This window comes from Pseudomonas sp. fls2-241-R2A-110 (genome assembly GCF_030209165.1).
Classification (GTDB): domain Bacteria; phylum Pseudomonadota; class Gammaproteobacteria; order Pseudomonadales; family Pseudomonadaceae; genus Aquipseudomonas.
The window spans coordinates 156497-169220 of the sequence record NZ_JARVSN010000029.1 but is presented as its reverse complement, the minus strand read 5'-3'; the positions used below and the strand labels follow the sequence as shown (position 1 = coordinate 169220).

The following is a 12724-nucleotide window of genomic DNA, read 5'->3' as shown; positions in this document are numbered from 1 at the left end:
ATACCTGGGAGCTTTCGTTGAAAACGCTTAGATCGCGTAGGCGATCCAGCGGCCGCAGATGATGACGACGCACCACAAACCGATCGACAGCCAGGCTAACGCCTTGACGAGACGAGGCTCGCCAACACGTTTGGCATCGTCGGCAGGGCGCAGCAGGGGACGCCGTAAAAGCGAGGTCAATGTGAACGCACTCACGACCAGGGCCATCTTCAGCCAGAAGGTCGAGTTGACGAGAACGCGGTCAGGCTCGGCGATGATCATGATCAGTCCCGTGAAGAGCAGGACGAGGAGCGCATTGCGCATCCACGGGTAGTAACGGCGCACGACGCCGCGCAATGGCTCGTCAGTGGCGAACACACCCGCCAGCCGAAGATCGGAGATCACCGCAGAGCCGAAGAGCACGGTGATGGCCAGGATATGAATGCTCTGGACGGTGGGTATGACCCAGAGAATGTCCCTGATGGTTGTGCTTAAAGGTGACGCATAGATCCAGCCAATGATCAGTGATGATGACATCTGCTTTTCTTCCACATGGGGTTAGAAGTCTTGAGGTGTTGCGATCGGATGCAGGCCCGCCGCATCTTCTGGCAGTAAGTACCCTTCCTTGATCGAAAGGGCTTTGGCGTCTTCGAATCTCTGTTCGTAGTTGCTGAAGCTTCCATAACGCTGGGCAAGTACTTCCTTGGAGTAAGGCACCTTGGTGTCGTAGATCAGGCCGCAACCGGTCTCCTGGTCAGTGAGGTAGGTCGCACTGGGCACCTGAATCCACGGCGGACGTACGCCCCCTTGCAAGTTGCCGCTAACGGGATCACGCGCGGCGGTCTTGCCATCGCGGGCGACCCGCGGAGCATTCGGCATGGGTTTGCCGTTGCGTACCCATTGGTCCATGCGATCCAGAAGCGAGGATACGACCAGCTCCGCCGGTTCGTCGTACAGCGTCCGGCACCGTGGGTCGTCACCTTTGCCGACGTCGGCAGCGAACAGTTCGGTATGTTCCGTACCGAGGTCGGCCAGCCGCAGGTGCGGCATGCCGGTCACTTCGTAGTAACGAACCTGCGGGCTGTCGGTGTCCGGCGGCAGGTTGATGCCTTCGATCACGTCATGCATCAGTTCGGACTGGCTGTAGACGGTCACGAACGGCACGCCGTCGGGCGTCTGGCGCGGCAGCCGGATGACGTCGCCGCCCACCTCTCCGTAGGCCATGCGGCCGGTCATGTAGGCATCGATCAGCGGCCTTGCGTCGGGCATGCGCCACTGCTGGTGCCGGCCCTGGTCGAGGTAGTCCATCCAGACTTGCGCGGTCACGGCCCAGCTATTGACATAGACACGTTGCACGTCGAGTCCTGCCAACGGGCTTTGCGCCGCTTTGGTTTTCAGCAACAACGCCAGTTGCGCGCCGATGCCCTGGGACTGTGGAGCGAACGGATCGGGACCTTCGCCGCGGGTGAAGTGTTGCGGGTCGTAATAGCTGCCCAGCGGCGCGTAGCGTGCAAAGTCGAAGCGGCGCATGAACTCGAAGTTCACGATCCGTCCGTACTGAGCGATCTGATCGGCCTCGGCCGCCGGGGTGTCCGAGATGAACTTGGGGTCGACTGGCGGCTTGTTTACATTGAGCGTGTACCCGACGTACGCATAGCCGCGACGTAGCAAGTAGTCGCGGGTCAGGATCCAACCCGCGGCGCGCTCGCCGAACCAGCTGAACGGCTCGATCACGACCGTGCCATTGAAGCGTGCGGGGTCAGCCGGTTTGCGCACCAGAATGCGGGTGGTGTAAGGCGCCTCCAACAGGGTTTTGCCCGAGGCGGTAATGGCCGGGGCGACGCCTTGCAGGTAAAACTCTTCCTCGATATAGCCGTACTTGTCGAGGTCGCTGTATTCGGTTCCCGGGCGTTTGGCCGACGACAGCGGTAGCTTGCCGGAAGGCGGCACGGGAATGGCCGTGGGCATGCGGGGCATCTCGGCGAATGAGTTCGACGAGAGGAGCAGCGACAGCAGGACGCTTTTCAGCGTCGGCCGCAGGAGGCTGAGGGTTGTCAGTCGTTCCATTCGGTCAGCTCCAGTTGGCGATTGATGAGGCCGTCACTCGAGGCTGAGGGATGCCTTGCCCTCGCTGTCGATCACGATCTGGTTGTTCTCGCAGACGTACTCTTGAATGGCGTAGCTGGACCGCTTGTAGTCGAACGTGAAGCGATACGGTGCCTTGAGCACTTGCGGATCCTCGATCACGACCTGGTTCTCCAGGTGATCCGGCGCCGTCAGCCTGATGCGTTCGGTGATCTTCATGTCCTTGCCGTGCGGAACGTCGTAGAAACTCACGTCCGTTCGCACCCGTTGTGTTTCCACGACGAGCGTGTCGCCTTCCCAATGGCCGCGTGAATGGCCTTGATATTTAGGGTCCAGGGTCTCTTTTGGAGGCATCGCTTGGTTCAAGAGAATCCGGCGGACCTGCTGGAGATACTCACCGAGAACAATCACTTGCTTGTCGTCGTGAATGATCTGGATCGGAAAAAGCGCCGCCATCATCGTCGGCATTCCCTCGGGCAGGCATCTGGAGCTCGTTGTGGCCAACGGCGTTCCGGCCTCGTTCGCCACGGCTTCTTTCTTCTTCAGCGCGACGTATTCGTCGGCATAGGGCGCCTTCAGGTCCATCGGTCCGCCCGGGTGCACCGGGTTGTCCGGGTTCTCACCGAACCAGTCGTCCGGGGTTCGTTCCCAGGTGCCGCTGATGTCGGGGCGCGCGCTGACGCTGTGTTTGTCGCTAAGAGGTTTGGAAGGTGTCGCGGCGTTGCACATCCCGGCGACCGTCACGAGGGCGATGCCCAGGACGATCATTGCCGTGTTCAAGGTTCGTGTCGGTTTCATTGAAACGTCTCCACGCTGCTGGTCTGGTCTGGTCGGTGAGGTCTTCAGGATGCCGGGAAGGGGCTTCCTATCCGCCGCCCGTGAGTACGACGTCTCCGATCTTGATTTCCACGAGCAGCCCACCCGGCTCACCGTTTTTCAACGGTTTGAAGGACACCTCGGCACTCTCGCCGGCCTTGATCGACTCAGCGGTCCAGCCCGTGCGCTGTAACGCGTTGACACTGCCCGTTTCGATCTTGAATCGCTGGGCGGGTGGGCCGGGTGTATCGACGTAAATCGTGATGTGGGGATTGGTCCAGGCAAAGCGCTCAACGACACCCTTGATCGAGACCGTCTGGGTCTGATCGAAAAGGGCGAACGAATGGTGGGCACTGGCGATAGGTGCCAGGGCACTGCAGGCGAAGAGGGTCAGAAGACAAAGCCCCTGACGTAATAACGGGGAGTGTGACAAGGGGGTCATGACGGGTGCCTCGGTTCTTATGGTTCTTATGGGCCCAGCATAGGGGCGTTGCGTTCAGAGGCCGTAGCCCAAAACGGCAACCATTAAAGGCACCGGAGGGTGCTTTTCAGTGCAGGAGATATCGCGCGAAGAGGCGGGCGGCCAGCCCCTTGAAAGTGCTGATTTGGGTTACCGCTTGGGCAACCCAAGCCTGAACACTCGCGGCTCGCCTCATAAATATAAAAACAGGAGAGACGTCATGCGCACCCTCAGTTACGCCCCATTACTTTCGCTGGTTGCACTCTGTACCTTTGAGCCGCAGGCACACGCCTATCAGCTCTATAACGAAGACGATGGAGCAACCGTCCTGAATGCCGACCTGTCGGCGGCGTTTGGCTGGTTCGGCAGCGAGAAGAACTACATCGCCGACCCTGAGAGGGAGCCCGGCAGGATGCGGTGGCAAGAAGGCTTCGCCAAATACGGTCTCAACGGCACGACCGATAAGATCACTGCCGGCTCGATCTATGGCGGGCTCAGCTGGATCAGCACGGGGTCATTTGGCGATGGGGACGCGGGAGGGCTCACCGTCGGGGATGAAAGAAGAACGGCGGTGGAAGACGCCTACCTGGGCTGGAAGTCAGGTGATCTGATTCCAGCACTGGGCAAGGACGGCGTTGATTTCTCTTTTGGCCGACAGCTCGTTACGGTGGACGGCTTCCTGATCACCGATGACGGGTTCGCCCCCGGGAAGGGTTTCAATCCTATCCCGGGCGTTGCGGATGGCCGGTTCAATCGTGGCGGCGCCTTCTACCTTGGACCGCGGCTGGCGTTCGCGCATACGGCAGTCTTGAAGCTGGGTGGTACGCAGGGCCTTCACAGTAGCCTGATATGGCTCAAATCCGACAACCCCGGGCAGTCGAAGACTGAAGTGGCTGGCGCCACCCTCGACTACACGACGCCCATCGGCTCGATCGGTTCGACGTACGTGCACGGCCTCGATGTTGACGAGCGATTTGCCTTTGGTGATCGGCTTGAGCGCAAGGGCATGAACATCTACAGCATTCGTGGGCAGGGCAATGCCGGGATCGAGAATGCCGACTTTGCGTTTGAGGTGGCACGTCAGGAAAAACGTTCAGGCTCACAGCGGGCGATGTTCTTCGAAGCGGGCTACACCTTTGCCGACACCCAATGGCAACCGACGGTGAGCTATCGATATTCGCGCTATTCCGAAGGTTACGACTTTCTGTTCCAGGGAGGTTTTCGCAAGCGATTCCAAGGTGAAGTCGCCGCCAATTACGCAGGTTCGGTGACCTCAAACATGGCGATCAACGACGTGCTCCTCTCAGTCAAGCCGACCGATAAATTGACCCTTAACGCCATGGCCTTCAACTACCACCAGCTCTCCCGTACGCATGAGCAGGACTTCACTGCGCGCGAGGTCGATCTTTTTCTGGATTGGATGGTGACGGATAACGTCACAATCTCGCCGCTGATCGGCTTGTATACGCCCCAGAAGTGGCTCGGGGACGGTGGTCTGCAGAGCGGGAGCGCATCAACCAACACTTACTTCCAGTTCATCGTGTGGGTGGCTTTCTGAGTCGCCGATTGCGCCGTAACAACGAAGGTTTGTTGTCGGTATCTTGATCAGGGGCGCCACCGGCGGTGGCGCACTCTGGAGGTGAGGTCGCCAGGCAACAGGCGATCGAGGAGGGGCCCGTCAAGTGGCTTTTTTTCCGACGAAGCCCATCTCGATGGGGGTCTTTATGTAAAACACAGAGATCTCCTCAGCATCCAGCCTCTTGAGCAACTTTTCGGATTCATCCTCGGTGATAGCCATGCGAATTTCCGTAGGCTGATCCGCGAGTTCAAAAAAATGCGAAGAGTGCAGTCGACCGGTGTGTCCAAAACCCTCGATAGCTGTCGACAGAGTCGCACCTCGCAGCCCCATCTCTTTGGCCACATCGACGATCCATTCGCCAAGCATCTTTCCCTGATAACGACGGTTCTGTTGAGTAAAGAAAATCAGGAGAAAGCCTTTCATTTTCATCTCCTCATCGCATGCCAATGAATTGGCAGGACAGAAGCCCGGCAGCGCCAACGGTGATAACAACGAGTGATTTCAGCGTGAGGGTATCACCTCGTCAGACCTGGGCCAGACGGGTATCAGGTAAGCACAACAGAACTGACGACTTCAAGAACCCCGTGCGCAAGTGGCGCTACCGGAAGTCAGATCCATCAAGGCGTGGACGTCTTGCGCCCACGCCTCATCAAGTCACAGCATGCGGCGCAGGACATCGTTTCGAGGGTCGCGGTCTAAAAACCGGTGTTTCAGGGCGCCCGCGACATGCAACAGGATCAGTCCGAGCAGGGTGTAGGCCAATACTTTGTGCAGCCATTGGAAGACGACGAACCAATTGTCATTTTTCGGAAGGAGTTCCGGCAGGTTGACCCCAAAAAAGAACACCCCGTCGCTCATCGTGTAGGTGCTCGACATTGAATACCCCATCAACGGCACGATCACGATAAGCGCATACATGACACGCTGCGTAAGCCTTGACAGGAACTTTTCATAGCTCGCCAGCGTTTCCAGCGGCTGCGGAAGCACGGGAGTCCGAAAACGCAGGGCGATCTGGGTCAGGACAACCAGAAACATCAACACGCCAAAGGATTTGTGCCACGGGTAATAGAGCTCGTACTTGCTCGCCACTTCGTCATTCAGACCGGTCATATGCCAGCCTGCCCAGAGCAGGCCTGCGATGAGCGCGGCGCGCACCCAGTGCAAGATTCGCAGGGACGTCGGATACCGATCGGTTGTCTGTTGATCTATCGGGTTCATCGCAGTCTCTCCAGTGATTTTTCAACGGCATCAGGGATGCACTTTTGAACGGTCACCCTCCACGGCACGGGGCCCGGAGGGTGGTTCGGTCAGGACAGGTTTTGTGCTCAGGAAGGCAACAGCACGGTGATGACTTTCTCCTCGGTGTAGGCCACCGCGCCGGCAAACCCGCCTTCACGGCCGATACCGCTGGTCTTTATGCCGCCCCAGGGCAGGTTAGCGTCCAGCGGGCTCCAGCAGTTGATACCCACGGCACCGGCCTTCACCGCAGCGGCTACCCGGTGCGCTCGCACCAGGTCGGTCGTCCAGACCGTGGCCGCCAGGCCGTAGCTGGAGTCGTTGGCCAGTGCGATGGCTTCCTCTTCGCTGTCGAACGTGATCAGCGTGCCGACGGGGCCGAAGATTTCGTCCTGGGCGATCGCCATGGTGTTGTTGGCGTTGGTGAAGATCGTCGGTCGCACAAACCAGCCACGCTCAGGCGTCGATACACCGCCGGCCAATAGCGAGGCGCCTTGGTCGATCCCCAGTTGGATATATCGGTTAACGCGATCGAATTGCGCTTTCTTGGCCACCGGTCCCATCTGTACGCCGGGCTGGCGAGGGTCACCCACATTGACTGACTGCGCCGCATCGGCAAGCGCCGCGCCAAAGCGATCGGCGATGCTGCGGTGGACCAGGATGCGCGAGCCAGCGGCACAGACCTGGCCCTGGTTGGCGAACAGGCCAAGTGCACAGCCGCGCAGTGCGTCGTCGAAAGAGGCGTCGTCGAAAACAATCTGCGGACTCTTGCCGCCCAGCTCCAATGCCACGCGCTTAAACAACACGCCGGCGGTGCGCTGGATTTCGCGCCCGGCCTCGGGGCTGCCGGTGAAGCTGATCTTGGCAACGTGCGGGTGTACGCACAAAGCGCGACCCACCTCATTGCCGTAGCCGGTGACCACGTTGATCACGCCGTCCGGGAAGCCCGCTTCCTGAGCCAGTGCTGCCAGGTGCAGGGCAGACTGCGGCGTCTCTTCCGAAGGCTTGATGACCACGGTGCAGCCTGCTGCCAGCAACGCGGCAAGCTTCCAGACGGTGATCATCAGCGGCGAATTCCAGGGGACGATGGCGCCGACCACACCCACGGGCTCGCGTACCGTGTACGAAAGGGTCTTGGTGCCGAAGTAGCCACCTGTGGGAATGGTGCGACCTTCCAACTGGTTGGCCCAGCCGGCAGCGGCGCGCAGATTGGCGATCGCGTTGGGTAAGTCCATCCGGCGCGGCTCGATGGGGGAGCGCCCGATGGCGTTGGCGTCCAGATCGGCCAGCAATTCGCTGTCGCGTTCAACCAGGTCAGCGAGTTTCGATAGCAGTCGGCTGCGCTGGGCGCCGTCGAGCTGGCTCCAGGCGCCACCCTCAAGTTGACGGTGCGCAGCCGCCACCGCGCGGTCCACGTCCTCAACCGTGCCCCGTGCGGAGCTGCCGTACACCTGTTCTGTCACGGGGTTGATGAGGTCTATGCGACGGCCGTCGGAGGCTTCGAAGGTCGCGCCTTCGATGAAGTGATTCAAGTGCTCAGTCATTTTTGTGGTCCATAAGTGATGTGGTCAGGTCACGCCTCAAGGGAAGCCAGGGCATCGCCGAAGATGTCCAGTGCCTTGAAGAACAGCGCGCGCGAGATCGTCAGCGAGGGCATGACTCGCATCACGTTGCTGTAGCGACCGCAGGGAATCATCAGCACGCCGTGGTTCAGCAGGTAGCCCATGAGCTGGCCGATTTTTTCGGGCGCCAGGGGGGCCTTGGTGACGGGGTCTTCGACCAGCTCGATACCGATCATCAGGCCGCGGCCGCGGACTTCAGCGACAAACCGGCTGTTGAAGCCACGGATATATTCCTGAGCGTCCAGTCCCAGCGTATGAGCGCGGTTGATCAGATCGAGCTCCGGGTCCTGCAGGATGCTGATGTTGGTCAGCGCCACCGCGGCGGACAACGAGTTGGCGGCGAAGGTATTGGGCATCGATCCGTCAGGAATCGCCGCCGCCAGGTCTGAACGCATGATCAGGCCCGCCATTGGCAGGTCGCTGCCGATGCCCTTGCCGAACGTGAGCATGTCTGGCTTGACGCCTGAGTGCTCGACCGCCCACATCTTGCCGGTGCGCCCTGCGCCGGATTGCACTTCATCGACGATCAGCAGCGTACCGCTGCGGTCGCATGCCTTGCGCAACAGCTGCAGGAATTCTGCCGAGGGGGGCACGTAGCCGCCTTCGCCCTGCACCGGTTCCACAATCACGGCAGCCACGTCATCGGCGGCGGTGTAGGGGGTGTTCAACAGGTAGTCCACGTATTCACCGGCGATTTGCTCGGCGCTTTTGTGCGTGGTGTCGAAAGGGAAGCGGTAAGCATAAGGGTAGGGGGCGTGAATGACCCCGCCCATCTGCGCACCGTAGCCCTTGCGGTAGGCCGTACCTGTCGTCAGAGAACCCGAAGCGTTCCACACGCCGTGGTAGCCTCCATGAAAGGCGACGATCTGGTGCCGCCCGGTGATGCGCTTGGCAAACTTGATGGCGGCTTCCAGCGCATCGCTGCCGCTTTGCGTGAAGAAGGTGATGCAGTCGCCACGCAAGCCGTCGGGCGCGATCTCGGAGAGCTTGGCTGCCAGTTCAGTGCGCCGGGTACTGTTGACTTCCAGGGCATGCATCAGCACTTCGGACTGTTCTCGGATCGCCTGCACCACCTTCGGATGGCAGCGGCCTACGCTGCTGACGCCCACGCCGGCGGACAGGTCGATGTAAGTGTTGCCATCCGGGTCCTTGAAGGTAGCGCCGAAGGCACGGTCCATCGCGACGGGCATGCGTCCGCCGCCGCGTGCCATCGACTCGGTACGCGCCGACAGCGCCAGGGCCTCGCTGGTTTTCGGGCCGGGAAGTACGGTGGAGGTAATCCGCGGGGCATCCGCGAAGTGGAGGGATTCAAGTTTGGCTTCACTCATGACGTTCTCACTGCATGTCGATTTAAGTGTGCTGATCATCTCCGTGGCGTGCCTGGGGCCGGTAGCCCGAATTGGCACATGGGTGAGCCGCCCTGAACGCATCTTCCAGCAGTGAATTTGAGATGCCACAAACAAATATGCAGAATTTTTACTATGTGCGAATATCGCAAGGGATGGCGATCTAAAAACAAGAATATTGGCAGAGGCTTTCGACATCATGAAAAATCAGACTATCAGCCATTTCAGCGACGTCCATGCCCATGCGGCCACCGTCCAGGAGTGGAACCAGGACTACAGTCAGTTAACCGCAGGCTCGACCGAGAGTTCGCTGATGCAGTTGTCGACGGCGGGTGTCCACGTCTTTCTCGAGCAGATCAACCAGCGTGTCGTGCAGCACGGCGTGGCTCCCCGAGGCAAGATGTGCTTTGCAGTGCCGATCACCACCCCGGGTTCGATTCGGATGCAAGGGCGAGAGGCGGACGATAGCAGCCTGTTTTTTCTTCAAGGTGGCGAGGAGTTCATGTTCCATATGCCGATGGGCATGGAGTTGCTGTCCATCACTTTCGAGCGTGAGTTGTTCGAGCAGGCGTTGGCGCAAACGGCTTCGGCGAAAGAGGTCAGCCAATTGTTGCGTCAGCCGGTGATCAGGGTTTCCGCGCCGCGCTTTGCAGACGCACGTCGCCGATTGCTGGCGATGTTCTCCCAGGCCCTGGTGTACGAAGAACTCGACAGCACGCGAGATCGGGAGCGGGAGCTGGCGTTTGAGCAGGCGATGCTCGGCGAGTTGCTGCAACTCATGACCGACCCGGCCTGCGACAAGCAACAACGCACCACAAGCTCCACGCGAAGCTTCATTGTCGAGAAATGCCACCGTCTGGCGACCTCAGAGATGATCGACGTGCCCAGCGTGATCGAGTTGTGCCAGCGACTCCAGGTCAGTCGTCGTACCGTGCAGAACAGCTTTCGCGCGGTTGCCGAGACGACGCCACTCAATTACTTGCGCTCGGTGAGGCTCAACGGTGTACGCCGCACCTTGATGTCCACCCGCGCCTCGCAACTTTCGATTGGCGATGCCGCTGCCCAATGGGGCTTCTTTCACCTCAGTCATTTTGCGGCGGAGTACCAGGAGCTGTTCGCAGAGTTGCCGTCCCATACCCCGCGCGCGGCCATCGCCGCCTGCGCTCGCGCCTGAACATTCACCCTCGGCACTGTGTGGCGGGGCGACTGTCGGCTCCACAAGGATGTAGAAAAGATGAATAGCCTTCGCCGTCTGCTCATGGTCTTCGACCTGTTCCGCCCGGAACAGCCGATCATTGATGTGGACATCATTTGCCGCGAGCTCGGCTACACGCCCGCCACCGCCTATCGTTATTTGCGCGAACTCGGCGATGCGGGACTGTTGAAGCGATTGCCGCGCGGCTACGCACTCGGCCCGCGAATTTTCACGCTCGAGCATCTGATGACGAACTACGATCCGTTGCTGGCCTGCAGCCGTGACCTGGTCGAAAAGCTGGTCGCCGACACCGGCCTGGATGCGCTGGTCAGCGAGTGGCATGGCGATTCTGTGGTCAACGTCCTGATCCAGCGTGGCTCCGATGCCGGCCCGGCCGGTGGCGGCAGGGGGAGGCCGATCGATCTTTTTCACAGTGCGACCTCCCGCGTCGTACTGGCTTATCTGCTACCGCGTCAGATCCGGCGCGTCTACGACGCTCATGCGAACCCATCCCAATTGCAGAGTCTGGGGCTGGAGTGGAAGCCGTTCATCAAGAGCCTGCTTGCCATTCGCAAACAAGGCTACTGCATCAGCGAAAGTGAGCTGTACCCGGGGCGCAGTGGCGTCGCGGCGCCGATTTTCGACGAAAAGCGTCGAGTGCTCGGAAGCATGACCCTCGTTGGGCTCAGTGAACGGTTCAATGCGTTTCAGCAGCGCTATCTGTGCGACCTGGTGACCGGTGCGGCGTCGCAGCTAACGGCGCGTCTGGCCTTGCAGTGAGGACAGGGAGGGCGTCAGGTCATGGCGGAACAGGTTACCGATTTGGGATACCGGGGCGTTCACGGTGAGGCATAGGATCGAATCCAGCGTGCGACATCTATCGGTGACGGTGAGCGGCTGTCTGCACCGATCCTACAGCGACTGCCTCATACAATAAGGTCAAAAACATGAGTGTATCTATCCCGATCAACAGTTCGACGGAGTTGAAACGTGGTGCCTTGGGTATCGGCTTCATCATCTTTTTCGTGGTGTCGGCGGCGAGCCCGTTAAGTGTCATCGCCGGTGGCTTCCCGATTGGCATCATGCTGGGCAATGGCGCGGGTACGCCGGCGCTGCTGATCCTGGCGTTGCTGGTGTTGCTGGCGTTTTCAGTGGGCTACACCACCATGTCCCGCCACCTGACCAATGCCGGCGGCTTTTATGCATTCACCTCCCGCGGTCTGGGTGGCCTGGCAGGTGGCGCAGCCGGGGTGTTGGCGATGTTTGCCTATAACATTCTTCAGGTCGGGCTGTATGGCATGTTCGGTGGGGTCGTCAGCGGCACCATGGAAAGCATGTTCGGTCTGGTGATGCCGTGGTGGTCTTACTCATTGATGGCGATGGCGAGCATCGCGATTCTGGGGTATCGCAAGATTGACCTGTCGGCGCGGGTACTGTCGGTGATGGTGATTGCCGAGTACCTGGCGATTCTGATCCTGGATTTTGCCATCCTCAAATCCGGCGGCGACAGCGGCATCAATTTTGACTCGTTTGATCGCAGTCATGTGTTTAGCGGCACTCCGTCAATCGGCTTGCTGTTCTGCTTCGCGGCGTTTATCGGCTTCGAGGCCACGACCATTTACGGCGAAGAAGCCAAGAACCCGCAGCGTACCATTCCGATTGCCACCTACTGCTCGGTGTTGCTGATCGGTGGTTTCTACGCGCTGTCGGTGTGGTCGATGGTGGTGGGTGTAGGCGCGGACAAGATCGTGCCGATGCTGCAGGCCTTGCAGGATCCCACGACATTTATCTATGGCATGTCCGACCACTTTGTCGGCCCTTACCTCACGCAGATTATCCGCGTGCTGTTCATGGTCAGTATCTATGCCGGCCTGCTGGCCTTTCATAACGCTGCGGCCCGTTACTTCTACGCCATTGGGCGTGACGGCCTGTTGCCGCACCGCTTGGGTACAACCCATCGCGTTCACCAAAGTCCCCATATGGGCTCGGCGTTGCAGAGCCTTATCTCTGCCGTGGTTGTGCTGGTGTTCGCCGCCATGGATGCCGATCCGATCCTGCAGCTGTTTGCCTGGCTGTCCAACTTGGCCACGCTGTGTGTGATTTTGCTGATGGCGCTGACTTCCGCTGCGGTGTTGTTCTTTTTTCGAGGTCATCCGGAACTCAAGGTGGGGATCTGGCGTGGGCGGATTTTCCCCGGTTTTTCTTGTGTTGCCCTGTTGGCGGTCCTGGTCCTCGCGGTGGTGCATTTCGATGTGTTGACGGGCGCCAGCAAGGCTTTGTCGTACGGTCTGTGCGCCATCATTCCCGCGGCCCTGCTGGGTGGCGTGTTTCTGGCGGCTCGACTTCGCAAGGCATCGCCGGAGCGCTATCGGGCATTGGGTAGCCATAAGCTTTGAGGCTCCATGC

The 12724-nt window shown here is 59.9% G+C and carries 12 protein-coding genes; 4 read left to right on the top strand and 8 right to left on the bottom strand.

Annotated features, from left to right (window positions below; translation table 11 throughout):
- Positions 1–27: 27 nt before the first annotated feature.
- From QRN31_RS24210 to QRN31_RS24195, 4 genes are all read right to left on the bottom strand, one after another.
- Positions 28–516 carry a DUF6644 family protein gene (locus QRN31_RS24210; RefSeq protein WP_285435011.1) on the bottom strand — a complete coding sequence of 163 codons (489 nt, stop codon included), beginning with the start codon at positions 514–516 and terminating at the stop codon, positions 28–30.
- 21 nt (positions 517–537) lie between these two features.
- Complete coding sequence (locus QRN31_RS24205) at positions 538–2046, bottom strand: alpha/beta hydrolase domain-containing protein (RefSeq protein ID WP_285435010.1); 1509 nt, start codon at positions 2044–2046, stop codon at positions 538–540.
- A gap of 33 nt (positions 2047–2079) precedes the next feature.
- On the bottom strand, positions 2080–2862 hold the full coding sequence (locus tag QRN31_RS24200; RefSeq protein WP_285435009.1) for a hypothetical protein: 783 nt from the start codon (positions 2860–2862) through the stop codon (positions 2080–2082).
- Between the two features lie 67 nt (positions 2863–2929).
- Positions 2930–3322 (bottom strand): DUF6152 family protein, encoded by a 393-nt coding sequence (locus tag QRN31_RS24195; protein WP_285435008.1) that lies wholly within the window; start codon positions 3320–3322, stop codon positions 2930–2932.
- Positions 3323–3560: 238 nt separating this feature from the next.
- Here QRN31_RS24195 and QRN31_RS24190 point away from each other — a divergent pair, with 238 nt between their 5' ends.
- The gene (locus QRN31_RS24190) at positions 3561–4898 is read left to right on the top strand and encodes an alginate export family protein (RefSeq protein WP_285435007.1); all 1338 of its coding nucleotides are present in this window, start codon (positions 3561–3563) and stop codon (positions 4896–4898) included.
- A gap of 120 nt (positions 4899–5018) precedes the next feature.
- Here QRN31_RS24190 and QRN31_RS24185 read toward each other — a convergent pair whose 3' ends face one another.
- The 4 genes from QRN31_RS24185 to QRN31_RS24170 form a co-directional block, all read right to left on the bottom strand.
- The gene (locus QRN31_RS24185; protein ID WP_285435006.1) at positions 5019–5342 is read right to left on the bottom strand and encodes a DUF190 domain-containing protein; all 324 of its coding nucleotides are present in this window, start codon (positions 5340–5342) and stop codon (positions 5019–5021) included.
- Positions 5343–5573: 231 nt separating this feature from the next.
- Positions 5574–6137 (bottom strand): cytochrome b, encoded by a 564-nt coding sequence (locus QRN31_RS24180; protein WP_285435005.1) that lies wholly within the window; start codon positions 6135–6137, stop codon positions 5574–5576.
- Between the two features lie 107 nt (positions 6138–6244).
- Positions 6245–7699 (bottom strand): aldehyde dehydrogenase family protein, encoded by a 1455-nt coding sequence (locus QRN31_RS24175; RefSeq protein WP_285435004.1) that lies wholly within the window; start codon positions 7697–7699, stop codon positions 6245–6247.
- Between the two features lie 29 nt (positions 7700–7728).
- Positions 7729–9105, bottom strand: a complete 1377-nt coding sequence (locus QRN31_RS24170) for an aspartate aminotransferase family protein (RefSeq protein ID WP_285435003.1) — start codon at positions 9103–9105, stop codon at positions 7729–7731.
- Between the two features lie 217 nt (positions 9106–9322).
- Between QRN31_RS24170 and QRN31_RS24165 the strand changes: the two genes are divergently transcribed.
- From QRN31_RS24165 to QRN31_RS24155, 3 genes are all read left to right on the top strand, one after another.
- On the top strand, positions 9323–10297 hold the full coding sequence (locus QRN31_RS24165; protein ID WP_285435002.1) for a helix-turn-helix domain-containing protein: 975 nt from the start codon (positions 9323–9325) through the stop codon (positions 10295–10297).
- A gap of 60 nt (positions 10298–10357) precedes the next feature.
- On the top strand, positions 10358–11098 hold the full coding sequence (locus QRN31_RS24160) for an IclR family transcriptional regulator (protein ID WP_285435001.1): 741 nt from the start codon (positions 10358–10360) through the stop codon (positions 11096–11098).
- A gap of 167 nt (positions 11099–11265) precedes the next feature.
- Positions 11266–12714, top strand: a complete 1449-nt coding sequence (locus QRN31_RS24155; protein ID WP_285435000.1) for an APC family permease — start codon at positions 11266–11268, stop codon at positions 12712–12714.
- Positions 12715–12724: the final 10 nt, after the last annotated feature.

Coding starts and splice junctions, on each gene's coding strand:
- QRN31_RS24210 (WP_285435011.1), bottom strand. CDS start 516: ATGTCATCATCACTGATCATTGGCTGGATCTATGCGTCACCTTTAAGC.
- QRN31_RS24205 (WP_285435010.1), bottom strand. CDS start 2,046: ATGGAACGACTGACAACCCTCAGCCTCCTGCGGCCGACGCTGAAAAGC.
- QRN31_RS24200 (WP_285435009.1), bottom strand. CDS start 2,862: ATGAAACCGACACGAACCTTGAACACGGCAATGATCGTCCTGGGCATC.
- QRN31_RS24195 (WP_285435008.1), bottom strand. CDS start 3,322: ATGACCCCCTTGTCACACTCCCCGTTATTACGTCAGGGGCTTTGTCTT.
- QRN31_RS24190 (WP_285435007.1), top strand. CDS start 3,561: ATGCGCACCCTCAGTTACGCCCCATTACTTTCGCTGGTTGCACTCTGT.
- QRN31_RS24185 (WP_285435006.1), bottom strand. CDS start 5,342: ATGAAAGGCTTTCTCCTGATTTTCTTTACTCAACAGAACCGTCGTTAT.
- QRN31_RS24180 (WP_285435005.1), bottom strand. CDS start 6,137: ATGAACCCGATAGATCAACAGACAACCGATCGGTATCCGACGTCCCTG.
- QRN31_RS24175 (WP_285435004.1), bottom strand. CDS start 7,699: ATGACTGAGCACTTGAATCACTTCATCGAAGGCGCGACCTTCGAAGCC.
- QRN31_RS24170 (WP_285435003.1), bottom strand. CDS start 9,105: ATGAGTGAAGCCAAACTTGAATCCCTCCACTTCGCGGATGCCCCGCGG.
- QRN31_RS24165 (WP_285435002.1), top strand. CDS start 9,323: ATGAAAAATCAGACTATCAGCCATTTCAGCGACGTCCATGCCCATGCG.
- QRN31_RS24160 (WP_285435001.1), top strand. CDS start 10,358: ATGAATAGCCTTCGCCGTCTGCTCATGGTCTTCGACCTGTTCCGCCCG.
- QRN31_RS24155 (WP_285435000.1), top strand. CDS start 11,266: ATGAGTGTATCTATCCCGATCAACAGTTCGACGGAGTTGAAACGTGGT.